Below are 23,504 nucleotides of genomic sequence, written 5' to 3'. Positions count from 1 at the left end.
CGGGCCGGACTACCGGACCACGTCCCGGGCGGCCTTCCGGGTGGACCGCCGGGCCGAGGGCCGTCCCGACCCCCGGCTGCCGCTCACCACCAGACACACGCCGGCGACCACGACGGCCCCGCCCACCAGGGTGGGGCCGGTCAGCGGCTCGGCCAGCACCAGCCACCCCAGGAGCACGGCCACCACCGGATTCACGTACGCGTAGGTGGCCACCAGCGTCAGCGGGGCCGAACGCAGCAGCCAGGCGTACGCGGTGAAGGCGACCAGCGAACCGAACACCACCAGGAAGGCCAGCGCCAGCCAGGACCGGGTGGACACGTCGCCGGGGCGCAGACCGCGTTCCTCCCCCCGGGCCAGGCCGATCAGCAGATTGCCGAGCCCCCCGGCGAGCATCTGGTAGGCGCTGGACGCGAGGACGTTCCCAGGCATCCGGATCCGCTTGCCGGCGAAGGAGCCGAACGCCCAGGTGAGGGTGGCGCAGATGATCGCCACCACCCCGGCGGGGGCTACCGACCCGCCGATCGCGGGGGCGGAGAGCACGGCCAGGCCCACCAGTCCGAGCAGCACTCCGGCCAGTTCGGCGCGCTTGGGCCGCTCGCCCCCGGCGGCCATCAGCAGCACCATCCAGAGCGGCACGGCGGCGACCAGCAGCGCGGCCAGGCCGGACGGGACGGAGGTCTCGCCGAGCACCACGAGTCCGTTGCCGCCGGTCAGCAGCAGCAGTCCGACCAGGACCGCGGAGCCCAGCTGCCGCAGGTCCACCCGGAGTCCGTCCCGGCCGTGGCGGACGGCGACGAAGCCGGCGAGCAGCAGACCGGCGGTCAGGAAGCGGGCGGCGGCGGAGAGGAAGGACGGCATGGTCTCCACCGCGATCCGGATCGCCAGATACGTCGAGCCCCACACCACGTAGACCACCACCAGCGCCGTCCACACCCCGGCGCCGAGCCGCCCGGCCGGAGCCCCGTCGGTCTCGGCGGTGCCACCGGTGCCGCCGGTGCCGCCGGGGCCTTTCGCGAGGGCGTCGACGGGGGCGTCGGCGAGGGCCGGGCGGGCGGCCGCGGACCCGGCCGACCGGCGTTCGGCGGGAACTGTCATGGGTGTCCCCCTGGGACGGTGCTGGCAGATGTACCCGACATGACACCGCATCGGCCACCCCGCGCGCCAGTGGGTATCACCAGGCGGTCACCATCGAACACCGGTCCGCGTCCCGACCCCGGCCGTGCGGTCCCCGTCCCGCCCCGTCCGGTCCCGCCCCGCCCCGTCCTCGAGGAGTCCCCGTGCCGCCCGCCCTCCCCTTCTTCGTCTACGGCACCCTGCTCACCGGGGAGCGCAACCACGCGGTGTTCCTGGCCGGCCGCTGCGCCTCGGTACGGCCGGCGGTCCTGCCCGGCGCGGCGCTGCACGCCGGCCCCGGGTTCCCGTACGCCGTGCCGGACGCCGAGCCCGGCCGGCGGATCCTCGGCGAGCTGGTGACGATCCGCCCCGCCGCGTACCCGGAGGCGCTCGCGGCGCTGGACCGGCTGGAGGACTGCCGTCCGGACGGCGGCGGCGAGTACGTCCGCGAGCGGCTGACCGTCCGCACCGAGGACGGCGGCACCGCCCCGGCCTGGGTGTACCTGGCCGGGGCGGCCGTCGGCGCCCGGCTGCGCGCGCACCCGGCGCTGATCGCCTCCGGCGACTGGCGGCGGCGCGGCTGAGCGCCGACGGCCGGGGACGGCACCGGCCCGGACCCTCAGTCCCCGGCGAGCCCCCGGGCGACCCGGTCGCCGAGCGCCCGGTCGACGTTGCGCCAGTACTCCAGTGCCCGCCGGAGCACCGGGTCGCTCACCCCGGCTCCGAGGTGCCCGACGATGTTGGCGACCAGCCGGTCCCGCTGCCCGTCGTCCAGCACCTGCCGCACCAGGGTGCCCGCCTGGCCCCAGTCGTCGTCCTCGGCGTGCGGCGAGTACGCCTCCCGCACCATCCCGCCGGAGCTCTGCCACCCCGCCGCCGGGTCGTCGTAGGCCCTCGGGTCCGCCGCCGGCCCGCCGTAGGAGTTGGGCGCGTAGGGCGCCGCCGCCCGCGACGGGTCGAAGCGCATCGGCCCGTCCTTGGCGTAGGAGTGCACCGGGACGTGCGGCCGGTTCGGCGGCAGCTGGGCGTAGTTGGGCCCGATCCGGTACCGGTGGGTGTCGGGGTACGAGAAGATCCGGCCGAGCAGCATCTTGTCCGGCGAGACGCTGATGCCCGGCACCAGGTTGGCGGGCTCGAAGGCGGCCTGTTCGATGTGGACGAAGTAGTCCTCGGGGTTGCGGTCCAGCGTCAGCTTCCCGACCGGGATCAGCGGGTAGTCGCCGTGCGGCCAGACCTTGGTCAGGTCGAAGGGGTTGAACCGGTAGCCCGGCGCCTCGTCGAAGGGCATGACCTGCACGTACAGCGTCCACGACGGCGGGGTGCCGCCGTCGACGGCCTGCCAGAGGTCCTGGCGGTGCAGGTCGGGGTCGGTGCCCGCCAGCCGGTCGGCCTCGTCCTGGGTCAGGAAGTCGACGCCCTGGTCCGTCCTGAAGTGGTACTTCACCCAGAACCGCGCACCGTCCGCGTTGATCCACAGGTAGGTGTGCGAGCCGTAGCCGTTCATGTGCCGGTAGGACTTCGGGATGCCCCGGTCCCCCATCAGCCAGGTCACCATGTGGGCGGACTCCGGCGACAGCGTCCAGAAGTCCCACTGCATGTCGTGGTCGCGCAGGCCGTTGTCGGTACGGCGCTTCTGCGAGCGGATGAAGTCCTGGAACTTGATCGTGTCGCGGACGAAGAAGACCGGCGTGTTGTTGCCGACCAGGTCGTAGTTGCCGTCCTCGGTGTAGAACTTCAGCGCGAACCCGCGCGGGTCCCGCCAGGTGTCCGGACTGCCCTGCTCGCCCGCGACCGTCGAGAACCGCGCCAGCACCTCGGTCCGCTTCCCCGGCTGGAACAGCAGCGCCTTGGTCCAGCGGCTCACGTCCTCCGTCGTCTCGAAGGAGCCGTAGGCCCCGGCGCCCTTGGCGTGCACCACCCGTTCGGGCACCCGCTCCCGGTTGAACTGCGCCATCTTCTCGATCAGGTAGTGGTCGTGGAGCAGGATCGGGCCGTCCCGTCCCACGGTGAGCGAGTGCTCGTCGCTCGGAACCGGGATCCCGGCGTTGGAGGTCGTGCGCGGGACCGCTGAGTCGGACATGGTGTCCTCCCTTGCGTACTGGAGCCTTGCGTGCTGGAGTGCCCCCCGGCGTACTCGACTGCCCCCGGGCGGGCGGCGCATGCCACGGCCCCCGGACGACGCTATGCCCGGGCGTCCGGGGCCGCACCCTGGCCGCACCCGGGGCGAATACCGCCAGGTAGGCTGCCCACACCCCGCGTCGACGACCCCGCCCCGAGGAGCCCCCCGGTGTCCCAGCAGCCACCCCCGATCACCGTCGTCGGGATCGGGGCCGACGGCTGGCCCGGACTGGCCGCCACCGCGCGCGCCGCCCTGCGGGCCGCCGGGGCCGTGATCGGCGGCCCCCGGCAGCTGGACCTGCTGCCCGCCGACGAGGTCGGAGCCGAACGGGTGCCCTGGCCGTCCCCGCTGCGCCCGGCCGTCCCCGGCCTGCTCGCCCGGTACGCGGACCGCAGGCCGGTCGTGCTGGCCAGCGGCGACCCGATGTTCTTCGGCATCGGCCGCACCCTCGCCGAGACCGTCGGCCCCGAACGGCTGCGGATCCTGCCGCACCCCTCCTCGGTCGCCCACGCCTGCGCCCGGCTCGGCTGGCCGCTGGAGGCCACCGAGGTGGTCAGCCTGGTCGGCCGGCCCCTCGACACGCTGCGGCTCGCCCTCAACCCCGGCCGTCGGCTGCTGGTGCTCAGCGCCGGTTCCGCCACCCCCGCCGCCGTCGCCGCGCTGCTCGCCGCGCACGGCTACGGCTCGGCCCGGCTGCGGGTCCTCGAACAGCTCGGCGGGCCCGGCGAACGGCAGCTGGACGGCCCCGCCGACGGCTGGCCGCACCCGCCCGGCGACCCGCTCAACCTGGTCGCCGTCGAACTCGGCGCCGACGGCCCCCGCACCCCGGTCGTCCCCGGCCTGCCCGACGACGCGTACGAGAGCGACGGCCAGCTGACCAAGCGGCACGTGCGCGCCGCCACGCTCGCCACCCTGGCCCCCGTCCCCGGCGAACTGCTCTGGGACGTCGGCGGCGGCTCGGGCTCGATCGCGATCGAGTGGCTGCGCGCCCACCGCGACAACCGGGCCGTCACGGTCGAACGCGACCCGGTGCGGGCCGAGCGGATCGTCCGCAACGCCGCCGCCCTGGGCGTGCCCCGGCTGCGCGTGGTCACCGGCCCCGCCCCGGACGCGCTCGCCGGACTGCCCGCCCCGGACGCGGTGTTCGTCGGCGGCGGCCTCACCGCGCCCGGTCTGCTCGACACCTGCTGGGCCGCGCTGCCGCCCGGCGGCCGACTGGTCGCCAACACGGTGACCCTGGAGTCGGAGGCGCTGCTCACCACCTGGTACCGGCGGCACGGCGGCGAGCTGCTGCGGCTCGCCGTGGCGCACGCCGTCCCGGTCGGCGGCTTCACCGGCTGGCGCCAGGCGATGCCGGTCACCCAGTGGTCCGCCGTCAAGCCCGCCGCCGACACCCTCACCTCCCGGGAGAACGCCTCGTGACCGTCCACTTCGTCGGGGCCGGCCCCGGCGCCGCCGACCTGATCACCCTGCGCGGCCAGCGGATCCTGGCCCGCGCCGAGGTCTGCCTCTACGCCGGCAGCCTGGTGCCGCGCGAACTGCTCGCCGAGTGCCCGCCCGGCGCCCGGCTGGTCGACACCGCCGACCTCACCCTGGACGTGATCGTCGAGGAGATGGTCCGCGCCCACGCCGCCGGGCAGGACGTCGCCCGGCTGCACTCCGGCGACCCGTCGGTGTTCAGCGCCGTCGCCGAGCAGATGCGCCGCCTCGACGCGGCCGGCGTGCCCTACGAGGTGGTCCCGGGCGTACCGGCCTTCGCCGCCGCGGCGGCCGCTCTGAAGCGCGAGCTGACCGTGCCGACCGTCGGCCAGACCGTGATCCTCACCCGGATCGCCAAGCGCGCCACCCCGATGCCGCCGGGAGAGGACCTCGCCACCCTCGGCCGCAGCGGCGCCCTGCTCGTACTGCACCTGGCCGCCGGGTACGTGGACGACGTGGTCGAGCAGCTGCTCCCGCACTACGGGGCGGACTGCCCGGCCGCCGTGGTCGCGATGGCCAGCCGGCCGGACGAGCTGGTGCTGCGCGGCACCGTCGGGGACATCGCCGGACAGCTGAAGGCCGCCGGTGTGGTCCGCACCGCCGTGATCATCGTCGGCCGCACCCTGGCCGCCGAGCAGTTCCGCGACAGCCACCTCTACTCCGCGGACCGCGAGCGCCCGCACAAGTCCTGCGGCGCCTGATGGCACCCCCCGCCCCACCGCTCCTGGCGGCCCCGTCCGACCGCCGCCACCTGCTGATCCTCGGCGGCACCACCGAGGCCCGCGCCCTCGCCGCCGCGCTCGACGGCCGGACCGGGCTCCGGGTCACCAGCTCGCTCGCCGGGCGGGTGGCCCGGCCCAGGCTGCCCGCCGGCGAGGTGCGGATCGGGGGCTTCGGCGGCGCCGACGGCCTCGCCGCCTGGCTTCGGGCCGAGCGGGTGGACGCGGTGGTGGACGCCACCCACCCGTTCGCCGCGGTGATGTCCGGCAACGCCGCGGCGGCCGCCGCGGCGACCGGTGTCCCGCTGCTGGCGCTGCGCCGTCCCGGCTGGGCGGCGGTGCCGGGGGACGACTGGCACCGCGTCCCGTCCCTGGACGCCGCCGCCGCGCTGCTGCCCGCCCTCGGCCGGCGGGTCCTGCTCACCAGCGGCCGCCAGGGCATCGCCGCCTTCGCCCACCTCAACGGTCTGCACTTCGTGGCCCGCTCGGTCGATCCGCCCGAGCCTCCGCTGCCCGCCGCACTCGACGTGCTGCTCGACCGGGGCCCGTTCACCCTGGACGGCGAGCGGGCGGTGCTGCGCGAACACCGGATCGACGTCGTGGTCACCAAGGACAGCGGCGGCGCGGCCACCGCCCCCAAGCTCACCGCGGCCCGCGAACTCGGCCTGCCCGTCGTCGTGGTGGACCGCCCGCCGCTGCCGGCCGGGGTGCCGGTCGCGGCGAACGTCCCCGAGGCACTGGAGCGCCTGGCCGAACAGGGCCTGACCGACGGGTAATTCCCGCGCGGGACCCGCCCCCCGCTGCCAGGATGGCCGGATGACCGACGCCTACGAACTCGCCGACGCCGCCCGCACCGAACCGCCGCTGGCCGCCGGGGAACTCGCCACCCTGACCGGCTTCCTGGACTACCAGCGCGCCACCTTCGCCTGGAAGTGCGCCGGGCTGAGCACCGAACAGCTCCGCGCCCGCCCGCTGCTCCCCTCCCCGCTCTCCCTGCTCGGCCTGACCCGCCACCTGGCCGAGGTGGAGCGCGGGTGGTTCCGCAACGTCCTCGACAGCGAGGGCCACCCCGGCTTCTGGGGCGGCCGGGAGGCCGAGTTCGAGGTCGACGGGGCCGACCCGGAGGAGGCCCTCACCCGCTGGCGCGCCGAGTGCGAGCACGCCCGCGGACTCGTCTCCGCCGCCGCGTCCCTGGACGTGCTCGGCCACTACCGCGCGCCCGACGGCGAGGAGACCTCGTACTCCCTGCGCTGGATCCTCACCCACATGATCGAGGAGTACGCCCGCCACAACGGCCACGCCGACCTCCTCCGCGAGCACCTCGACGGCCGCACCGGCGAGTAGCCGGGCCCGGGAACGCCGCCGCCCGGCACCGGGGTTCCGGGGCCGGGCGGCGGCGTTGCGCGGTGGGTCCGCAGCGGGGGCGCGGTGGGTCCGCGGCCGGGGCGCGGATCAGATGTCGCGGAAGGTCTCGATCTGGGCCCCGATGGAGTTGAGGCGCTCGGCGAGGTCCTCGTAACCCCGGTTGATGACGTAGACGTTGCGGAGCACCGAGGTGCCCTTGGCGGCCAGCATCGCCAGCAGGATCACCACGGCGGGGCGCAGCGCGGGCGGGCAGACCATCTCGGCGGCGCGCCAGCGGGTGGGGCCCTGGACCAGCACCCGGTGCGGGTCCAGGAGCTTGATGTCCGCGCCGAGGCGGGTGAGTTCGGTGAGGTAGATGGCGCGGTTGTCGTACACCCAGTCGTGGATCATCGTGGTGCCGTGGGCGGCCGCGGCGATGGCGGCGAAGAACGGCACGTTGTCGATGTTGATGCCGGGGAAGGGCATCGGGTGGATGGTGTCGATCGGCGCGGTGAGCTTGGAGGGGCGCACGGTGAGGTCGACCAGCCGGGTGCGGCCGTTGTGGGCGCGGTACTCCGGGGTGCGGTCGTAGTCGAGGCCCATGCCCTCCAGCACGGCGAGCTCGATCTCCAGGAACTCGATCGGCACCCGGCGGACGGTCAGCTCGGAGGAGGTGACCACGGCGGCGGCGAGCAGGCTCATCGCCTCCACCGGGTCCTCGGCCGGGGTGTAGTCGACGTCGCAGGTGATCTCGGGGACGCCGTGCACGGTGAGGGTGGTGGTGCCGACGCCGTCGATCCGCACGCCCAGCTTCTCCAGGAAGAAGCAGAGGTCCTGGACCATGTAGTTGGGCGAGGCGTTGCGGATGACGCTGACGCCGTCGTGGCGGGCGGCGGCGAGCAGGGCGTTCTCGGTGACGGTGTCCCCGCGCTCGGTCAGCACGATCGGCCGGTCCATCGGCGTGCCGGGCTGGACCGAGGCGTGGTAGGCGCCGCCGGTGGTGGCGACCTCCAGGCCGAACCGGCGCAGCGCGGTGAGGTGCGGCTGCACGGTGCGGGTGCCGAGGTCGCAGCCGCCGGCGTAGGGGATGGCGAAGGTGTCGGCGCGGTGCATCAGCGGGCCGAGGAACATCAGCACGCTGCGGGTGCGGCGGGCGGCCTCGACGTCCATGCCGGCCAGGTCGAGCTCGGCGGGCGGGGTGAGTTCGAGGTCGCGGCCGTCGTTGGTCCAGCGGCTCCTGACGCCGATGCTGTTGAGCACCTCGAGGATCCGGTAGACCTCCTCGATCCGGGCGACGCTGCGCAGGGTGGTGCGGCCGGTGGTCAGCAGCGAGGCGCAGAGGATCGCGACGCAGGCGTTCTTGCTGCTGCGGACGTCGATCGCGCCGGAGAGGGTGGTGCCGCCGGCGACCCGCAGGTGCATCGGGCCGGAGTAGCCGAGGGAGACGATCTCGCTGTCGAGCGCTTCGCCGATGCGGGCGATCATCTCAAGGCTGACGTTCTGCTTGCCCTGCTCGATGCGGTTGACCGCGCTCTGGCTGGTGCCGAGGGCCTCGCCGAGCTGGGCCTGGGACCAGCCGCGGTGCTGACGCGCGGTACGGATGAGGGTGCCGATACGGGTGAGGTAGTCGCCTGTCACTCGCCAGACGATATCTCATGGCTGAGATAGCAACAGAACCCACCCCGGGCGTGGCGCTACTTTTGTCCGTTTCTCACCCCGTATGAGCGTCAGATCTTCACATCACGGCGAAGGTTCCGGGACGGTCCTGGGACAGAACTCTCCGGTGGAGGACGGCCCTCACGGCCCCGGCGGTTGCACGCGACCGCCGACACCCCTCCCCGCCCGGCCACCGCGGACGCCGCCGCCCGCTTCGTCCGCTCCACCCGGCGCCCCGGCTGCGGCCGGTACGAATGCCCCCACACCGGTGCGACGTACTCGACGTACTTGACGTACTCACCGCACGGGGGCACGCTGGACCGGAACACCGAGGAGGCAGCCATGTCCGCAGTCCACTTCGACAGCTACACCGAGGCGCGCGCACACCTGAAGGACCTCCTCGACGCCGCGGAGGAGGGTCGGGTGGCGACCGTCCGGCGCGACTCCGGACGTGCCGCCGTGGTGGATGTCGAACGACTGCGCCGCTACCTGGCACTGGTCTGCCCGTCGAAGACCGAAGTGGTTCCCGAGGCCGGCGGGTGGTCGGTCTTCATCCCCGGTCTGCCGGTGGCAGCCGACGGCGCGAGCTTCGACGAAGCCATAGCCGAGATGGTGCAGGCGTTGCGCGAGTACGCGGACGACTGGCAGGACCGGTTGCGCACCGCACCCAACCACCAGGAGCACTGGGGGTTGGTCCAACTGGTGTCCCTCAGCGACGACGACCAGCTCGCCGCCTGGCTGGTGGGAGCGGAGCGATGACGCGACCGCAACCCGACCGTGAGCGCCACGACCGCTTCTGCCGCACCGAGAGCTGGGACCGGGTCCGGGACGCACGCGGGCGGACCGGCACCCATCACGTCACCTATGAACTGACCCTGCGCGACGGGCGCGTCCTGCGCACCCGGATCTCGCACCCCGTGGACCGCACGGTCTACGGCCCCTCCCTGTGGAGCCACATCCTCCGCGATCAACTGGAGGTCGTCGAGGACGAGTTCTGGGACTGCGTACTACTGGGCCGGCTCCCCGACCGGGGCGAGCCCGAGCCGCCCAAGGAGTCGCTCCCCGCCGATCTGGTCTACCTGCTGATCCACCGGGTCGGTCTCGCCGAGGACGCCGTGGCCGCCCTGTCGCGCGAGGACGCGGTGGCCAGACTGCAGCAGTACTGGACCGACGGGACATGACGGCCGCAACCCCGCCGCCCCGGGCCCGTCGACGGGCCCGGGGCGGCGCTCAGGCCTCCGGGTAGCGGCGGGGGGTCCAGGTGACGTCCGGGTGCGGGGCGCGGGGGACGTGCCGGGTCTGGGAGGAGCCGATCAGCAGGATGGTGCGCATGTCGACCTCGGCCGGGTCCAGTTCGCCGAGGGGGACGGTGCGGACCCGCTCGGTGGGGCCGCCGACGTCGCGGGCCATCACCACCGGGGTCTCCGGGGCGCGGTACTCCAGCAGCAGTTCCTTGGCCCGGCCGACCTGGGTGGTGCGGGACTGCGAGCCGGGGTTGTAGAGGGCGAGCACGAGGTCCGCCCCGGCGGCGGCGCGCAGCCGGGCCGCGACCACGTCCCACGGCTTGAGGCGGTCGGAGAGCGACACCACCGCGTAGTCGTGGCCGAGCGGGGCACCGGCCCGGGAGGCGGCCGCGTGCGCGGCGGTCATCCCGGGGACGATCCGCACCGGCACCTCGCGGTAGGACTCCTCGCAGGCGACCTCCAGCACCGCGGTGGCCATCGCGAAGACGCCCGGGTCGCCGGAGGAGACCACCACGACCCGGTGGCCCCGGCGGGCCAGGTCGAGGGCGAACTCGGCGCGCTCGGACTCCACCTTGTTGTCGGAGCCGTGCCGGGTCTGCCCCGGCCGCTCCGGCACCCGGTCGAGGTAGGTGGTGTAGCCGACCAGGTCGGTCGCGGCGGCGAGGGCGCCGCGGGCCTCGGGGGTCAGCCAGAGCGGGCCGGCCGGGCCGGTGCCGACGACGGTGACACTGCCCGGGCCGCTCAGGTCGGGGGCCGCGGCCTCCAGCGGGGCGACCTTGCTGGGCAGTACGGCCACCGAGAAGTAGGGGACGGTGTCCGGGTCGACGGAGGCCAGCGGGGCGGTCCGCTCGCCGTCCATGAACGCCCGCTCGACGTACTGGGCGTCGGCCAGCCGGCCGGCCCGCTCCAGGGCGCGGCGCACGGTCGGGAAGGTGCGGCCGAGCTTCATGACGACGGCGGAGTCGGCGGCGGCCAGGCGCGCGGTCAGCTCCTCCTCGGGCAGCGTGCCGGGGATGACGGTGAGCGTCTCCTCGGCCTCGGTGAGCGGCTGGCCCAGCCGGGCCGCGGCGGCGCTGACCGAGGTCACGCCGGGCACCACCTCGGTCGGGTAGCGGTGCGCGAGGCGCTTGTGCATGTGCTGGTAGGAGCCGTAGAAGAACGGGTCCCCCTCGGCGAGCACCACCACGTCGCGGCCGGCGTCCAGGTGGGCGGCCAGGCGCTCGGCGGCCTCCTGGTAGAAGTCGTCCAGCGCGCCCCGGTAGCCGCCGGGGTGGTCGGTGGTCTCGACCGTGATCGGGTAGACCAGCTTCTCCTCGATCTGACCGCCCGTCAGGTACCGCTCGGCGATCGAGCGGGCGATCGACCGGCCGTGGCGCGCGCTGTGGTACGCCACCACGTCCGCCTTGCCGATGAGTTCGGCGGCGCGGACGGTCACCAGCGACGGGTCGCCGGGGCCGAGGCCGACACCGTAGAGCCGGCCGACGTCCCGCCGGTCGACGTGCCGCTCGGGAACTTCCTGATGGTCCGTCACTCTTCTTCGCTCGCAATCGCGTTGATCGCCGCGGCGGCCATCGCGCTGCCGCCGCGCCGCCCGCGCACCACCAGGTGCTCCAGACCGGCCGGGTGCGCCGCCAGGGCCTCCTTGGACTCGGCCGCGCCGATGAAGCCGACCGGTACGCCGATCACGGCGGCCGGGCGCGGGGCGCCGGCCTCGATCAGCTCCAGCAGGCGGAACAGCGAGGTCGGCGCGTTGCCGACGGCGACCACCGCACCCTCCAGCCGGGGCAGCCACAGCTCCATCGCGGCGGCGCTGCGGGTGTTGCCCATCGCCCGGGCCAGCTCCGGCACCGACGGGTCGGTGAGGGTGCAGATCACCTCGTTGTCGGCCGGCAGCCGCTTGCGCGTGACACCGCTGGCGACCATGTTCACGTCGCACAGGATCGGTGCCCCGGCCAGCAGGGCGGCACGAGCGGAGGCGACCGCGCCGGGCGAGTACACCAGGTCCTCGACCAGGTCGACCATGCCGCAGGCGTGGATCATCCGCACCGCGACCCGGGCGACGTCCGCGGGCAGTCCGGCCAGGTCGGCCTCGGCCCGGATGGTGGCAAAGGACTGGCGGTAGATGGACGCGCCGTCCTTCTCGTACTCGATCACGTGGTCCTCCGGGCCGCGGCGACCGCCGCGGCCATCTGCTCGTTCGTCACTTCCACGGCGGTGTCCCGCCCCTGGACGGCGTCCCGCCCCTGCGGACCGCCGGTCACCGCCACCCGGTAGCCCTCCCCGGTCGCCAGCACGTCCACCCGCCGTCCGGCGGGGTGGCCGCAGCGGCGTTCGCAGCCAGACCAGTGCACCGGCAGCAGGGCGGCGCCCGGCTGCGGGCCGGCGCCCAGGTCCGTGCTCCCGTCGAGCGCCCGCGCCGCGTCGGCCCGGACGTCGGACCGCGACTTCGCGCAGCCCGGCAGCCCGGTGCAGGCGCTCGCGCCGTCCCAGGCCGTCCCGGCCGCCGTCCGGAAGCCCGCCGCCGCGAGCGCGGGGAGCCGGTCGGCCGGGGCGCCGGGCAGCACCGCGCCGCGCCACGGGGTCAGCCGCAGCTCACCCTCGGCGGCGTCCACCAGCGCCCGCCACTGCCCGGCCGTGGCCGCGCCGAAGCGCGGACCCACGTGCAGCCCGCCCCCCGGCAGGGCTCCGAGCGGCAGGCGGGGCCCGGCCGACGGCGGCAGCGGCACCGGGCCGGGCGGCAGCAGATCGGGCAGTTCGCGCAGGTGCCAGGCCCGCAGTCCGGCGGCGCGCTGCGCGTCCAGGAACTCCCGGGCCGCGTCCAGTGCCGCCTCGACCGCCCGCCCGGCCGGCACCGGCCGCGCGGTGGCGGCCCGGCCGAGGCGCAGCAGGGCGGTGCCGGCCGGACCTGCGATCAATGTCACATCGGCGTCCAGCGCGGCGACGTCCCCTCGGCCGTCGTCCAGGGCGAACAGGAACTTTCCGGACAGGCCGGTCGCCCAGGGGCTCGCGCACAGGGCCGCGTCGAGGGCGCGCGCCCAGGCCCGTACGTCGGCGGAGCCCTCGGCGGGACCGGGGCCGGGGCCGGGCGAGGCGACGATGTTGCGGACCCGTTCATGGGTGTCGGAGGGCAGCAGGCCGGCGGCCCGCAGCCGCTCGGCGAGTTCGCCGCCGCAGTCCGAAGCCAGGCCGCGCAGCTGGACGTTGCCGCGCGAGGTGATCTCCGGCCGGCCGTCGCCGAGCGCCTCCGCCGCCTCGGCCAGCGCCAGTGCCTGACGGGCCGTCAGCACCCCCCCGGGCAGCCGGACCCGCGCCAGGGCCCCGTCGTCGGCGGTATGCAGACGAAGGGCCCCGGGGCAGGCGTCCGAACGCGCCCGGTCGGGCACGGCGGCGCCCGCCACGACGGCGTCGGGTTCGGGAGGCATGGCGGCGAGCATACCGAGGATCCGACGGGTTGCCGCCGTACCGTCGATCACACCTCCGAGCCCGTGCGCACCGGCCGGAACCTGCACTCCCCCAGGTCAGCCTCACCCCGTACGATGCTCGCGGACGGTCCCCGCGGACCGTCCGCACGCCAGCGACGGCGCAGGGGAGGAAACCGGTGCGAACCCGGTGCGGTCCCGCCACTGTGACCGCGCTTCACCGGGCCTCCGGGGAAGCGCGGGAGCCAGGAACTCCTGCCGTCCTCCACCGGCCCGGGGCGCGGACCCCGAGGAAGGCTTGAAGCCATGCGCCGCCGCATGTCCGCGCCCTCGTGGTGCTCCATGGCGATGCCCATGCTGTTGACCTTGCCCGCCGAGGCTCGCCCACTCGCCTCCGGGCGCTCGGACCCGCCGTTGACGCTCTTCGCTCCGGCGCTCCTTCCTTCGTCATTCGCTTGTCACTCATCGCTTTCAACGCCGGCGCGCCCTTCGGCTCGGGGCGGTTCCGAGGCCGGGAGGGCCTTCGCATGATTCTGCTGCTGTCGACGTCCGACACCGACCTGCTCAGCGCCCGCGCGTCCGAGGGTCCGGTCCGCTACCGGCTCGGCAACCCGGCCCGGCTCACCGCCGAGGAGCTGCCCGACCTGCTGGAGGGCACCGAACTCGTCGTGGTCCGCCTGCTCGGCGGCCGCCGCGCCTGGCAGGAGGGCCTGGACGCGCTGCTGGCCGGCCCCCGTCCGGTGATCGTGCTGACCGGCGAACAGGCCCCCGACGCCCAGCTGATGGAGCTGTCCACCGTCCCGGCCGGCATCGCCGCCGAGGCGCACGCCTACCTGGCCCACGGCGGCGCGACCAACCTGGCCGAGCTCGGCGCCTTCCTCTCCGACACCGTGCTGCTCACCGGCCACGGCTTCGCCCCGCCCGCCTCCGCCCCGGCCTGGGGCCCGCTGGAGCGCACCGCCCGCACCACCGAGGGCCCGACCGTCGCGGTGCTCTACTACCGCGCCCACCACATGAGCGGCAACACCGCCTTCGTCGAGACCCTCTGCCGCGCGATCGAGGACCAGGGCGCCCGGGCCCGCGCCTACTACTGCGCCTCGCTGCGCGGCGCCGAGCCGGAGCTGCTGGCGGCCCTCGGCGAGGCGGACGCCCTCGTCACCACCGTGCTCGCCGCCGGCGGCACCCGCCCGGCCGACGCGCAGGCCGGCGGCGACGAGGAGGCCTGGGACGCGGGCGCGCTCGCCGCCCTGGACCGGCCGATCCTCCAGGCGCTCTGCCTGACCTGGTCGCGCGCCCGCTGGGAGGAGAGCGACGACGGCCTGTCCCCGCTGGACACCGCCACCCAGATCGCCGTGCCGGAGTTCGACGGCCGGCTGATCACCGTCCCGTTCTCCTTCAAGGAGCTGGACGAGGACGGCCTCACCGTCTACGCCGCCGACGAGGAGCGCTCGGCCCGGGTCGCCGGCATCGCCGTCGCCCACGCCCGGCTGCGGCACGTCCCGGCCGCCGAGCGACGGCTCGCGCTGGTGCTGTCCGCCTACCCGACCAAGCACGCCCGGGTCGGCAACGCCGTCGGCCTGGACACCCCGGCCAGCGCGATGCGCCTGCTGGAGCGGCTGCGCGCGGAGGGCATGGACATCGGCACCGACGTACCGGGTCTGGACACCGACGACACCGACGACGGCCACGAGGGCGACGCCCTCATCCACGCGCTGATCGCGGCCGGCGGCTACGACCAGGACTGGCTCACCGAGGACCAGCTCGCCCGCAACCCGGTGCGCATCCCGGCCGCCGACTACCGCCGCTGGTACGCGACCCTGCCCGAGGGCCTGCGCGAGCAGGTCGAGGAGCACTGGGGCCCGGCCCCCGGCGAGCTGTACGTCGACCGCTCGCAGAACCCCGACGGCGACATCGTGCTGGCCGGGATCCGCTCCGGGAACCTGCTGGTGCTCATCCAGCCGCCGCGCGGCTTCGGCGAGAACCCGGTCGCGATCTACCACGACCCGGACCTCCCGCCGTCCCACCACTACCTGGCCGCCTACCGCTGGATCGCCGCGGCGCAGTCCGACGGGGGCTTCGGCGCCCACGCCGTCGTCCACCTCGGCAAGCACGGCAACCTGGAGTGGCTGCCCGGCAAGACCGCCGCGCTGTCCGCCGAGTGCGGCCCGGACGCCGTCCTCGGGGACCTGCCGCTGGTCTACCCGTTCCTGGTCAACGACCCGGGCGAGGGCACCCAGGCCAAGCGCCGCGCCCACGCCACCCTGGTCGACCATCTGGTCCCGCCGATGGCCCGCGCCGACTCCTACGGCGACATCGCCCGCCTGGAGCAGCTGCTCGACGAGCACTCCAACATCGCCGCGATGGACCCGGCCAAGCTGCCCGCGATCCGCGCCCAGATCTGGACCCTGATCCAGGCCGCGAAGCTGGACCACGACCTCGGCCTGGACGAGCGCCCGGAGGACGACGGCTTCGACGACTTCCTGCTGCACGTCGACGGCTGGCTGTGCGAGATCAAGGACGCCCAGATCCGCGACGGCCTGCACGTGCTCGGCCAGGCCCCGGCCGGCACCGACCGGGTCAACATCGTGCTCGCCATCCTGCGCGCCCGGCAGATCTGGGGCGGCGTCAGCGCCCTGCCCGGCCTGCGCGAGGCGCTCGGCCTGGACGAGGCCGCGCCCACCCTCGGCGCCACCGACGCGGCCGAGGCGCAGGCCCGGGCCCTGGTCGAGGCCATGGAGGCGGCCGACTGGGCGCCCGAGGCGGTGGAGAAGGTCGCCGCCGGGCTGCCGGAGGCCGTGCACGAGGTGCTCGCCTTCGCCGCCACCCAGGTGGTGCCCCGGCTCGCCGCGACCACCGACGAGCTGGACGCCGTGCTGCACGCGCTCCGGGGCGGCTTCGTCCCGGCCGGCCCGTCCGGCTCGCCGCTGCGCGGACTGGTCAACGTGCTGCCGACCGGCCGCAACTTCTACTCCGTCGACCCCAAGGCCGTGCCCAGCAAGCTCGCCTGGGAGACCGGCCAGGCGCTCGCCGCCTCGCTGATCGACCGCTACCGGGCCGACAACGAGGGCACCCACCCGTCCTCGGTGGGCCTGTCGCTGTGGGGCACCAGCGCGATGCGCACCGCCGGCGACGACATCGCCGAGGCCTTCGCCCTGCTCGGCGTCCGCCCGGTCTGGGACGACGCCTCGCGCCGGGTCACCGGCCTGGAGGCGATCCCGCTGGCGGAGCTGGGCCGCCCGCGCATCGACGTCACGCTGCGGATCTCGGGCTTCTTCCGGGACGCCTTCCCGCACGTGGTGGCGCTGCTGGACGACGCGGTCCGGCTGGCCGCCGCCCAGGAGGAGGCGGAGGCGGACAACTTCGTCCGCGCCCACGTCCAGGCGGACCTGGCGGTGCACGGCGACGAGCGCAAGGCCACCACCCGGGTCTTCGGCTCCCGCCCCGGCACCTACGGCGCCGGACTGCTCCAGCTGATCGACAGCCGGGACTGGCGCACCGACGCCGACCTCGCCGAGGTGTACACCGTCTGGGGCGGCTACGCGTACGGTCGCGGGTTGGACGGGCGTCCGGCCCGCGAGGAGATGGAGACCGCCTACAAGCGGATCACCGTCGCCGCGAAGAACACCGACACCCGCGAGCACGACATCGCCGACTCGGACGACTACTTCCAGTACCACGGCGGCATGGTGGCCACCGTGCGCGCGCTCACCGGCAAGGCGCCGACCGCCTACATCGGCGACTCGACCCGCCCGGAGACCGTCCGCACCCGCACCCTGACCGAGGAGGCGGCCCGGGTCTTCCGTGCCCGGGTGGTCAACCCGCGCTGGATCGAGGCGATGCGGCGGCACGGCTACAAGGGCGCCTTCGAGATGGCCGCCACGGTCGACTACCTCTTCGGGTACGACGCCACCACCGGCGTGGTGGCGGACTGGATGTACGAGAAGCTCACCCAGGAGTACGTGCTGGACCCGGTCAACCGGGAGTTCCTGGCCGGCGCCAACCCGTGGGCGCTGCACGGGATCAGCGAGCGGCTGCTGGAGGCGGCGAGCCGCGGGCTGTGGGAGCAGCCGGACCCGGCGCTGATCGAGCAGCTCCGGGCCGCGTTCCTGGAGACCGAGGGGGACCTGGAGGGCGAGGACGGCTGACCCGCGCTCGCGGGAAGGCCGCCGCGCCTTCCCGCGACGGCCGCAGCACGCACCCGCGAAGGCCGCCCCACCCTCGACCGGTACTCCGTTCGAGTGATCACGGGGCTGGTGACGGGGCCGCGCCAAGCGGACAATACGGGGCATGCCGCGCCCTCCCCTGCTCACCGGCCCCGCCGGTCCCCCCGGCCCCGCCGCCCCTGCGGCCGCCGTCGCCCGCCCCGGCCGGTCGCTCGCCCGGTACCGGCCCCGGCTGGCGGCACTGGCCGCCGGGGCGCTGCCCGTGCTCGCCTTCCCGGCCCCCGGGGTGGCGGCGCTGGCCTGGGTCGCGCTGGTCCCCGGCCTGCTGCTGATGCGGGCGGCCCCGGGCGCCCGTGAGGCGGCGGTGCGCGGCTGGTGGTTCGGCGCCGGGTTCATCCTGACCGGGATGTCCTGGCTGACCCGGTCCATCGGCCCCGGACTGCCGCTGCTCGCGGTGGTGTTCGGGGCGCTCCAGGCCGGGGTGGGCGTCGCGGTGTGGCGGCTGCTGCGGCCGACGCTGACGGTCGGGCGGGCACTGCTCGCGCCGGTGGTGGTCGCGGCGGTCTGGCTGACCACCGAGTACGCGCGCTCCTGGCACGCGCTGGGCGGTCCGTGGGCGCTGCTCGGTGCCACCCAGTGGCAGCACCCCGCCGTCCTGGCACTGGCCTCGGCGGGTGGGATCTGGCTGGTCAGCGCTGCGGTGGTGGCGGTCAACACCGCCGTGGCGGTGGCGCTCACCGCCGTCGACCCGCGGCCCAGGGCGGCGGCGGCGGTGTTCGCGGCGGCGGTGCTGGCGGCCGGGCCGCTGCTGTTCGCGCTCCGCCCGGCGCCGCCGGCCGCGCCCGCGGCGGGCGGTGCCGGGCCGGCCGAGGTGCGGATCGCCCTGGTGCAGCCGGGGATCGTGGACGAGCCGGGCGCCCGCTTCGAGGCGAGTGCCCGGGCCACCGCCGCGCTGGTCGGGCGGCCCCCGGTGGACCTGGTGGTGTGGGGCGAGTCCAGCACCACCGCCGACCTCGACCGCGATCCGGCGACGCTGGCCCGGCTGCGCGCGCTGTCCGCCGCCACCGGGGCCGAGCTGCTGGCCGGCGAGGACGCCCGGAAGTCGGACGGGCGGATCTCCAAGGACGCCGTCCTGGTGTCCCCGGACGGCGTGGTCGACCGCTACCGGAAGATCCGGCTGGTGCCGTTCGGCGAGTACATCCCGCTGCGGCCGGTGCTCGGCTGGGTGGCCGGGGTCAGCCGGGCGGCGGGCGAGAACCGGGCCCCCGGCACCGGCCAGCACCTGTTGCCGGCCGTGGACCGGTCCGGCCGCCCGCTGCCGGTGGGCACCCTGATCTGCTTCGAGTCGGCGTTCCCCGACATGGCGCGGACGGCCGCCCGGGCGGGGGCCAGGGTCCTCGTCTACCAGTCGTCGACCTCGACCTTCCAGCGCAGTTGGGCGCCCGAACAACACGTCTCGCTGGCCGCGATCCGGGCCGCCGAGACCGGTCGGCCGGTCGTCCAGGCCTCGCTCACCGGGGTGTCGGCGGCCTTCGACGCGCAGGGCCGCGAGCTGGCGCGGCTGGGCACCGACGGCACGGGCGCGCTGGTGGTGCGGCTGCCGCTGACGGCGCCGGACGCGGCCACCTGGTACGACCGGGTGGGCGACGTCGTCCCGCTGACGGCCGTGCTGGTCACGGCGGGGGCGGCCGCGGTCGCGGCGGCCGGGCGGCGCCGGGAGCGGCGCGGGGCCGGTCCGGCCCAGGGGTGATCGCCGGACACCGCGCCCCGGCCGTCAGCCCACGTCGAGGACCAGCTTGCCGCGCGCGTGCCCCGATTCGACGAGTGCCAGGGCCTCGGCGGCGTGCGCCAGCGGGTAGCGGGCGGAGATGTGCGGGTCCAGTTCCCCGGCGGCCACGAGTTCGGCCAGGGCGACCAGGGTTCCGGGGGTGGTGGACCGGGTGATGTAGCGGCCGCCCAGCTCCTGGGCGGTGGCCGGGTCGGTGGTGGTCACCAGCCGGGACCGGTCGGCCAGGGTCACCGCGGCGGCCCGGGCGTCCGCCCCGCCGACCAGGTCGAGGATGCCGTCGACGCCGTCCGGCGCGACCGCGCGGATCCGGTCCGCGACGCCCTCGCCGTACCGGACCTGCACCGCGCCCAGTGACTCGACATGGGCACGGTTGGAGTCACCGGCCGTGCCGACGACGCGGATCCCCCGGCTGCGGGCGATCTGCGCGGCGGCGCTGCCGACGCCGCCGGAGACACCGAGGATCAGCAGGGTCCGCCCGGCGCCCAGACCGATGTCGCGGACGGCGTCGTCGGCGGTCGCGGCCGCGACCGGCAGGGTGGCGGCCGCGTCGAAGCCGACCTTCGCCGGCTTCAGCGCGCTCGACCCGGCCAGCAGCAGCGTCTGTTCGGCGTAGGCGCCCGCCGCGACCAGTCCGAACACCTCGTCGCCGGGGGTGAACCCGGTGACGCCGGGACCGATCCGCTCCACCACCCCGGACGCCTCCGACCCCATCACGAAGGGCAGTGGGCGTTCCCGGCCGAGCAGGCCCCGGCGGACCTTCCAGTCCACCGGGTTCACCCCGGCCGCCCGGACGGCGACCGCCAGCTGCCCCGGTCCGGGCTCCAGTACGGGCCGGTCCAGGAACTCCTGCTTCTCCGGGCCGCCGTAGTCGACGAATCCGAACGCCTTGGCCATGCCCGCTCCACCTTCCGCTCCACGGCCCCCGCCCCAGCATGCGGGTGGGGGCCGGGGCCGGTCCGGTCCTGGTGGGCCGAACGGGGCGGACCGGCGGGACGACCCGACCGGCCGCGGGCCGCCCCGTCAGCCACCGGACCGCACCACCGGGATCCAGAGCTCGGCCTCCGCCTCCGCCGCCTCCACGAGGGCGGCGACCCGCAGGATCTCCGGGCCCGGCCGGAACTCGTACGGGTTGGACGGGAACCACTGGGTGAAGACGTCCCGCCACATCTCCTGGAGCGCCCGCGGGAACGGCCCGACCGCACGGAACACCGCCCAGGTGCCGGTCGGGACCTCCCGCACGTCGAGGCCGTCCGGCACCTCGGCGTCCGGCCCGGCCGCCACCGCGTGGTAGTAGTCGAGCGGCACGCCCTGCTCCCGGCTGTCCGAGAAGAACTCGGTGACCGCGAGGATCCCGCGCGGCTCCTGCCCCGAGAGGGCCGTGATCCGCTCCACCTCGCCCGGCCCGAGCCCCCGGACGAACTCGGCGATGGCCGGGTTGACCCCCTCGTGCACCAACGGCACCCTGGCCCGGCGCCCGACGATCCTGAACGCCGGCTTCTCGACGATCCGGTACTCCATGCTGCTGCTCCCTTCGACGACGAGCCGGAAGGACATCCGGGGCTGGGAGACGAGCACCGCGCCGCTCCGCCGGGCCTCGCCCGGGCCGACGCCGTGCATCGCCCGGAACGCCCGGGCGAACGCCTCGCCCGAGCCGTAGCCGTAGCGGACCGCGACATCGAGCAGGGTCCGCTCCCCGGCCAGCACTTCGGCCCCCGCGAGGGTCAGCCGCCGGCGCCGGAGGTACTCCGACAGCGGCATGCCGGCCAGGGCCGAGAACAGCCGCCGGAAGTGGTACTCCGAGGTGGTCGCGATCCGCGCGAGCTCGCCCGCGTCGACCGTCCCGTCGAGGTGCTCCTCGATGTACTCCATGGCCTGGTTCAGCCGGTCCAGCATCCCGTTCCGCCCCGTCCTTCCGTTCCTGTGCTCCTCACCGTAGGCAGCGGCCACCCGGCCGGACCCGACATCCCGTGCCCGCTCCGGTCGGGTGGCCCGCGACGGTGCGGTCCGTCAGATCAGGCCCTGCGCCAGCATCGCGTCCGCCACCAGCTCGAAGCCGGCGATGTTGGCGCCCAGGACGTAGTCCCCGGGACGGCCGTACTTCTCCGCCGTGGTGTGGCAGGAGTCGTGGATGCCGCGCATGATCGCGGCCAGCCGCTCCTCCGTCCGCTCGAAGGACCACGCGTCGCGGGAGGCGTTCTGCTGCATCTCCAGCGCACTGGTCGCGACGCCGCCGGCGTTGGCGGCCTTGCCCGGCCCGAAGGCCACCCCGGCCTCCTGGAACACCCGCACCGCCTCCGGCGTGGTCGGCATGTTGGCGCCCTCGGCGACCGCCCGCACCCCGCCCCGGACCAGGGCCAGCGCGTCCGGCCCGGCCAGCTCGTTCTGGGTCGCGCAGGGCAGCGCCACGTCCACCGGGACGCTCCAGACGCCGGTGCCCTCCTGGTACTTGACGTGGCTGCCGCGCCGCTCGGCGTACTCGGTGAGCCGGCCGCGGCGGACCTCCTTGACCTCCTTCAGCAGGTCGAGGTCGATGCCCTTCTCGTCCACCACGAAGCCGGTGGAGTCGGAGGCGGTGACCACGGTCGCGCCGAGCTGCCGGGCCTTCTCGATCGCGTACAGCGCGACGTTGCCGGAGCCGGAGACGGCGACCCGCAGGCCGTCCAGCTCCTCGCCCCGGGCGCGCAGCATCTCGGCGGTGAACAGCACGCAGCCGTAGCCGGTGGCCTCGGTCCTGGCCTGGGAGCCGCCCCAGCCGATCCCCTTGCCGGTCAGCACGCCCGCCTCGTAGCGGTTGGTGATCCGCTTGTACTGGCCGAACAGGTAGCCGATCTCCCGGCCGCCGACGCCGATGTCCCCGGCCGGGACGTCGGTGTGCTCGCCGAGGTGGCGGTACAGCTCGGTCATGAAGGACTGGCAGAAGCGCATGATCTCGGCGTCCGAACGGCCCTTGGGGTCGAAGTCCGAGCCGCCCTTGCCGCCGCCGATGCCCAGGCCGGTCAGCGCGTTCTTGAAGATCTGCTCGAAGCCGAGGAACTTCACGATCCCGAGGTTCACCGAGGGGTGGAACCGCAGCCCGCCCTTGTACGGGCCGAGCGCGCTGTTGAACTCCACCCGGAAACCCCGGTTGACGTGCACCCGGCCCCGGTCGTCGGTCCACGGCACCCGGAACATCACCTGCCGCTCGGGCTCCACGATCCGCTCGACGATCCGCGCCTCGACCAGCTCCGGCCGTGCCGCCAGCACCGGACCGAGCGTCTCCAGCACCTCCCGCACGGCCTGGTGGAACTCGGGCTCGCCGGCGTTGCGGCGCAGCACCTCGGCGAGCAGCGACTCGAGGGCGGGGTCCTCGGCGTGGTGGGACGCGACGGGCACAGGGGTAGCCGGCATCTTGTGAGCACCTTCCATGGGGGTGGTCGAAAGACAGGCGCTCCCCCGCCCGGGGGGAGACGCCGGCGGTCCCCTCGCCATTGAGGGCGTCACGGCGCGCAACAACACCAGCGCGGCGACTCAGGACCGCTCGCAGGCGCCAGTCTCGCACTGCTCCCCCGCGTTTGTCCGCCCCTGTCGGATCGCGGCCGACCTCGGCTTTCGGTTCGTACGCGGCGCCGACCCTCCGTACACCTCCGGCCGAGATGTTGTTCAAATTGGAACTACCTAGTACCGTCGGGAGCCGAGTCCCAGGAGAACCGGCCGTCACGGAGGTCCAGCCATGCCGCAGGTGCAGCTGCCCCAGCAGCAGAACAATTCCCCGCAGGGCGCGCGCCCCGTCGACGGTGCCCGGGTCCGGTCCCGGGTGCGGATTCCGCTGACCTTCGCGGACGAGTACCGGGCCGAGGCCGAGGTGTTCACCTTCCACGGACTGACGGACGGGGCCGAGCACCTCGCGCTGGCCCTCGGCACCGTGCCGGAGGGCGGCACACCGCTCGTCCGGCTGCACTCGGAGTGCCTGACCGGGGACGTGTTCGGCTCCGACCGCTGCGACTGCGGGCCGCAGCTGCGCGAGGCGGTCGAGCGGATCTCCGACGCGGGCGGCTACCTGCTGTACCTGCGGCAGGAGGGGCGCGGTATCGGGCTCTACAACAAGCTCGACGCCTACGCGCTCCAGGACTCCGGACTCGACACGTACGACGCCAACACGGCGCTCGGACTGCCGGAGGACGGCCGCGACTACACGGCGGCCGCGCAGATGCTCGACGCGCTCGGGGTGGACGGGATCGAGCTGCTGAGCAACAACCCCGACAAGGACGCCCAGTTGGCCGCCCTGGGTGTCACGGTCGAGCGCCGGGTGCCGACGGGTGTGCACCTGTCCGAGAGCAACGTCCGGTACCTGCGGGCGAAGGTGGAGCGGACGGGGCACTCGATCGAGCTGTCCCGGCTGGTGGGCTGAGCCGGGCGGGCCGGGGCCCGGGCCGGGCGGGCCGAGCCGGACGGGCCGCCCCGACCGGGCCGCGCGGACCGG

Annotated in this window: 19 protein-coding genes and 1 riboswitch; of the genes, 10 read left to right on the top strand and 9 right to left on the bottom strand. The window is 75.1% G+C overall.

The features are described from left to right. Positions 1-9: 9 nt before the first annotated feature. Entirely contained in the window at positions 10-1,095 is a 1,086-nt protein-coding gene (locus ACIPYS_RS17600) for an EamA family transporter (RefSeq protein WP_400747068.1), read from the bottom strand. Positions 1,096-1,277: 182 nt separating this feature from the next. Between ACIPYS_RS17600 and ACIPYS_RS17595 the strand changes: the two genes are divergently transcribed. After that, on the top strand, positions 1,278-1,697 hold the full coding sequence (locus ACIPYS_RS17595; protein ID WP_093859484.1) for a gamma-glutamylcyclotransferase family protein: 420 nt from the start codon (positions 1,278-1,280) through the stop codon (positions 1,695-1,697). Between the two features lie 35 nt (positions 1,698-1,732). On the opposite strand, the gene ACIPYS_RS17590 is transcribed toward ACIPYS_RS17595, so the two are convergent. After that, positions 1,733-3,193: a catalase gene (locus ACIPYS_RS17590; protein WP_400747065.1), complete on the bottom strand. Its 1,461-nt coding sequence runs from the start codon at positions 3,191-3,193 to the stop codon at positions 1,733-1,735. 207 nt (positions 3,194-3,400) lie between these two features. On the opposite strand from ACIPYS_RS17590, the gene cbiE reads away from it, so the two are divergent. Genes cbiE through ACIPYS_RS17570 form a run of 4 tightly spaced genes read left to right on the top strand, consistent with a single transcriptional unit; the run spans position 3,401 to position 6,774 of the window. Next, the gene (gene cbiE / locus ACIPYS_RS17585; RefSeq protein ID WP_093859486.1) at positions 3,401-4,654 is read left to right on the top strand and encodes a precorrin-6y C5,15-methyltransferase (decarboxylating) subunit CbiE; all 1,254 of its coding nucleotides are present in this window, start codon (positions 3,401-3,403) and stop codon (positions 4,652-4,654) included. Then, positions 4,651-5,412: a precorrin-4 C(11)-methyltransferase gene (cobM, locus tag ACIPYS_RS17580; protein WP_400747063.1), complete on the top strand. Its 762-nt coding sequence runs from the start codon at positions 4,651-4,653 to the stop codon at positions 5,410-5,412. Before cbiE ends, cobM begins: the two co-directional genes overlap by 4 nt. After that, on the top strand, positions 5,412-6,206 hold the full coding sequence (locus ACIPYS_RS17575) for a cobalt-precorrin-6A reductase (protein ID WP_400747061.1): 795 nt from the start codon (positions 5,412-5,414) through the stop codon (positions 6,204-6,206). Before cobM ends, ACIPYS_RS17575 begins: the two co-directional genes overlap by 1 nt. A 40-nt stretch (positions 6,207-6,246) precedes the next feature. Continuing rightward, positions 6,247-6,774 carry a DinB family protein gene (locus tag ACIPYS_RS17570; protein WP_093859489.1) on the top strand — a complete coding sequence of 176 codons (528 nt, stop codon included), beginning with the start codon at positions 6,247-6,249 and terminating at the stop codon, positions 6,772-6,774. Positions 6,775-6,882: 108 nt separating this feature from the next. Here the strand turns inward: ACIPYS_RS17570 and ACIPYS_RS17565 are convergent, their stop codons facing one another. Then, positions 6,883-8,412 (bottom strand): UDP-N-acetylglucosamine 1-carboxyvinyltransferase, encoded by a 1,530-nt coding sequence (locus ACIPYS_RS17565; RefSeq protein WP_093859490.1) that lies wholly within the window; start codon positions 8,410-8,412, stop codon positions 6,883-6,885. A 360-nt stretch (positions 8,413-8,772) separates the two neighbouring features. On the opposite strand from ACIPYS_RS17565, the gene ACIPYS_RS17560 reads away from it, so the two are divergent. Both ACIPYS_RS17560 and ACIPYS_RS17555 read left to right on the top strand, forming a co-directional pair. Next, positions 8,773-9,189, top strand: coding sequence for a prevent-host-death protein (locus ACIPYS_RS17560; protein WP_400747058.1), 417 nt, complete (start codon positions 8,773-8,775; stop codon positions 9,187-9,189). Beyond that, on the top strand, positions 9,186-9,611 hold the full coding sequence (locus tag ACIPYS_RS17555) for a cytotoxic translational repressor of toxin-antitoxin stability system (RefSeq protein ID WP_400747056.1): 426 nt from the start codon (positions 9,186-9,188) through the stop codon (positions 9,609-9,611). Before ACIPYS_RS17560 ends, ACIPYS_RS17555 begins: the two co-directional genes overlap by 4 nt. 49 nt (positions 9,612-9,660) lie before the next feature. Here the strand turns inward: ACIPYS_RS17555 and ACIPYS_RS17550 are convergent, their stop codons facing one another. Genes ACIPYS_RS17550 through ACIPYS_RS17540 form a run of 3 tightly spaced genes read right to left on the bottom strand, consistent with a single transcriptional unit; the run spans position 9,661 to position 13,096 of the window. Then, complete coding sequence (locus ACIPYS_RS17550) at positions 9,661-11,205, bottom strand: precorrin-2 C(20)-methyltransferase (protein WP_400747054.1); 1,545 nt, start codon at positions 11,203-11,205, stop codon at positions 9,661-9,663. Then, positions 11,202-11,828 (bottom strand): precorrin-8X methylmutase, encoded by a 627-nt coding sequence (locus tag ACIPYS_RS17545; RefSeq protein ID WP_093859492.1) that lies wholly within the window; start codon positions 11,826-11,828, stop codon positions 11,202-11,204. The genes ACIPYS_RS17550 and ACIPYS_RS17545 overlap by 4 nt, the downstream gene beginning before the upstream one ends. Then, positions 11,825-13,096, bottom strand: a complete 1,272-nt coding sequence (locus ACIPYS_RS17540; RefSeq protein ID WP_400747051.1) for a hypothetical protein — start codon at positions 13,094-13,096, stop codon at positions 11,825-11,827. The genes ACIPYS_RS17545 and ACIPYS_RS17540 overlap by 4 nt, the downstream gene beginning before the upstream one ends. A 166-nt stretch (positions 13,097-13,262) precedes the next feature. After that, a riboswitch (cobalamin riboswitch) is annotated at positions 13,263-13,348 on the top strand. Between the two features lie 272 nt (positions 13,349-13,620). Here ACIPYS_RS17540 and cobN point away from each other — a divergent pair. Together cobN and lnt are read left to right on the top strand one after the other, a co-directional pair. Beyond that, a complete protein-coding gene (cobN, locus tag ACIPYS_RS17535; protein WP_400747049.1) occupies positions 13,621-17,238 on the top strand; it encodes a cobaltochelatase subunit CobN in 3,618 nt (1,205 codons plus the stop codon). A gap of 142 nt (positions 17,239-17,380) precedes the next feature. Further along, positions 17,381-19,006, top strand: a complete 1,626-nt coding sequence (gene lnt, locus ACIPYS_RS17530) for an apolipoprotein N-acyltransferase (RefSeq protein ID WP_400747047.1) — start codon at positions 17,381-17,383, stop codon at positions 19,004-19,006. Positions 19,007-19,030: 24 nt separating this feature from the next. Here the strand turns inward: lnt and ACIPYS_RS17525 are convergent, their stop codons facing one another. From ACIPYS_RS17525 to gdhA, 3 genes are all read right to left on the bottom strand, one after another. Beyond that, positions 19,031-19,939 (bottom strand): NADP-dependent oxidoreductase, encoded by a 909-nt coding sequence (locus ACIPYS_RS17525; protein WP_093859495.1) that lies wholly within the window; start codon positions 19,937-19,939, stop codon positions 19,031-19,033. 126 nt (positions 19,940-20,065) lie between these two features. Beyond that, positions 20,066-20,938 carry a GyrI-like domain-containing protein gene (locus ACIPYS_RS17520; protein ID WP_400747044.1) on the bottom strand — a complete coding sequence of 291 codons (873 nt, stop codon included), beginning with the start codon at positions 20,936-20,938 and terminating at the stop codon, positions 20,066-20,068. A 114-nt stretch (positions 20,939-21,052) separates the two neighbouring features. After that, positions 21,053-22,432, bottom strand: coding sequence for an NADP-specific glutamate dehydrogenase (gene gdhA, locus ACIPYS_RS17515; RefSeq protein ID WP_093859497.1), 1,380 nt, complete (start codon positions 22,430-22,432; stop codon positions 21,053-21,055). A gap of 322 nt (positions 22,433-22,754) precedes the next feature. On the opposite strand from gdhA, the gene ribA reads away from it, so the two are divergent. Further along, positions 22,755-23,432 (top strand): GTP cyclohydrolase II, encoded by a 678-nt coding sequence (ribA, locus tag ACIPYS_RS17510; protein WP_400747042.1) that lies wholly within the window; start codon positions 22,755-22,757, stop codon positions 23,430-23,432. Positions 23,433-23,504: the final 72 nt, after the last annotated feature.

Origin of the sequence: Kitasatospora sp. NPDC089913 (assembly GCF_044748625.1) — a bacterium.
Taxonomy (GTDB): domain Bacteria; phylum Actinomycetota; class Actinomycetes; order Streptomycetales; family Streptomycetaceae; genus Kitasatospora.
The sequence above is the reverse complement of the archived record's forward strand: the minus strand, read 5'-3'. Positions and strand labels throughout refer to the sequence as shown.

Bases quoted from the DNA above. Each gene is read 5' to 3' on its own strand.
- ACIPYS_RS17600 (WP_400747068.1), bottom strand. From the start codon at position 1,095: ATGACAGTTCCCGCCGAACGCCGGTCGGCCGGGTCCGCGGCCGCCCGC.
- ACIPYS_RS17590 (WP_400747065.1), bottom strand. From the start codon at position 3,193: ATGTCCGACTCAGCGGTCCCGCGCACGACCTCCAACGCCGGGATCCCG.
- ACIPYS_RS17575 (WP_400747061.1), top strand. From the start codon at position 5,412: ATGGCACCCCCCGCCCCACCGCTCCTGGCGGCCCCGTCCGACCGCCGC.
- ACIPYS_RS17570 (WP_093859489.1), top strand. From the start codon at position 6,247: ATGACCGACGCCTACGAACTCGCCGACGCCGCCCGCACCGAACCGCCG.
- ACIPYS_RS17560 (WP_400747058.1), top strand. From the start codon at position 8,773: ATGTCCGCAGTCCACTTCGACAGCTACACCGAGGCGCGCGCACACCTG.
- ACIPYS_RS17555 (WP_400747056.1), top strand. From the start codon at position 9,186: ATGACGCGACCGCAACCCGACCGTGAGCGCCACGACCGCTTCTGCCGC.
- ACIPYS_RS17540 (WP_400747051.1), bottom strand. From the start codon at position 13,096: ATGCCTCCCGAACCCGACGCCGTCGTGGCGGGCGCCGCCGTGCCCGAC.
- cobN (WP_400747049.1), top strand. From the start codon at position 13,621: ATGATTCTGCTGCTGTCGACGTCCGACACCGACCTGCTCAGCGCCCGC.
- lnt (WP_400747047.1), top strand. From the start codon at position 17,381: ATGCCGCGCCCTCCCCTGCTCACCGGCCCCGCCGGTCCCCCCGGCCCC.
- ACIPYS_RS17525 (WP_093859495.1), bottom strand. From the start codon at position 19,939: ATGGCCAAGGCGTTCGGATTCGTCGACTACGGCGGCCCGGAGAAGCAG.
- ACIPYS_RS17520 (WP_400747044.1), bottom strand. From the start codon at position 20,938: ATGCTGGACCGGCTGAACCAGGCCATGGAGTACATCGAGGAGCACCTC.
- gdhA (WP_093859497.1), bottom strand. From the start codon at position 22,432: ATGCCGGCTACCCCTGTGCCCGTCGCGTCCCACCACGCCGAGGACCCC.
- ribA (WP_400747042.1), top strand. From the start codon at position 22,755: ATGCCGCAGGTGCAGCTGCCCCAGCAGCAGAACAATTCCCCGCAGGGC.